At 48.6% G+C, this 1,032-nt stretch carries 2 protein-coding genes and 1 pseudogene; all 3 read left to right on the top strand.

All coding sequences use genetic code 11. The features are described from left to right. Positions 1–253 (top strand): annotated as a pseudogene (locus AKL28_RS24950) (saccharopine dehydrogenase family protein); the annotation flags it as partial. After that, positions 250–720, top strand: coding sequence for a DUF2269 family protein (locus tag AKL28_RS23605; protein WP_197091098.1), 471 nt, complete (start codon positions 250–252; stop codon positions 718–720). The pseudogene AKL28_RS24950 and the gene AKL28_RS23605, both read left to right, overlap by 4 nt. Positions 721–808: 88 nt before the next feature. Next, the coding region (locus AKL28_RS25425; protein ID WP_414735713.1) for a DoxX-like family protein at positions 809–1,032 on the top strand (224 nt) is incomplete at its 3' end.

A 1,032-nucleotide genomic window follows, 5' to 3' on the forward strand; every position in this document is an offset into this window, starting at 1 on the left:
CGACAAAGGCGGTATGTTTGTTTCCATGGAAGGCGACGACGTAAATGGACTACCTCAAACCTTGACGTGGCATTTAATTGCAGGAAGCAATCACGGTCCGCATATTCCGTGCGGTGCGTCGATCGCTTTGGCGATAAAACTGGCTAGAGGAGATAAATTACCCTTTGGCGCCCAGCCATGTATAGGCATGCTCAGCGTGAAAGATTATCTTGGCGCGCTCGACGGTTTGGATGTTCATGAGGTGCCCGCGTGAGTATTTATCTCCTGATCAAATGGCTGCATATTCTCAGCGCCACCATCTTGTTCGGCACCGGGATCGGCATCGCATTCTTCAAATGGATCACGGATCGCAGCGGCGATGTGCGGGCAATTCGCATCGTCACCGAGCGCACGGTGATTGCGGATTGGATATTTACAACTCCTGCCGTGATATTGCAGCCCGTAACCGGACTGATTTTGGTTTATTTGGCAGGATTTCCGCTGCTAAGCGGCTGGGTATTGTATTCGTTTTTGCTGTATTTATTTGCCGGATTCTGCTGGTTGCCAGTGGTCGCACTGCAGATCAAAATGCGCGATCTTGCAAGAATTTCAGATCGGAACGGAACTCCCTTACAGGCACAATATTGGCGTTATGCCAGAATCTGGTTTTGGCTTGGCGTGCCAGCTTTCAGTGCATTGATTGCCGTGTACTGGCTGATGATTTCCAAACCGATGATGTAAACACAAGAGATTTATGAGTCAAGACGATCGTGAAACAAACTTACGCCAACTTTATTGGATCACACGAATAGGCATCGCCTTTATTTGAATATGGACGGCAGCTACTTCCTGGTTTTTCTATCCCCATGCCACATCGCTTGAATGGCTGCGTACGTTAGGACTTACATATCAGACAGAACAGATATTTTTTTCCGCGTGTTTACTCGATGCTGCCCTTGGCTTGGCTTCCTTGTTTTCTGCCAGCCGGCGACTTTGGCAAGTGCAGTCCATGGTGGTCATCACTTATTCTGTCGTAATCGCCATATGGTTACC

The sequence above is a fragment of the Herbaspirillum chlorophenolicum genome (assembly GCF_001189955.1).
Classification (GTDB): Bacteria; Pseudomonadota; Gammaproteobacteria; order Burkholderiales; family Burkholderiaceae_D; genus Herbaspirillum; species Herbaspirillum chlorophenolicum.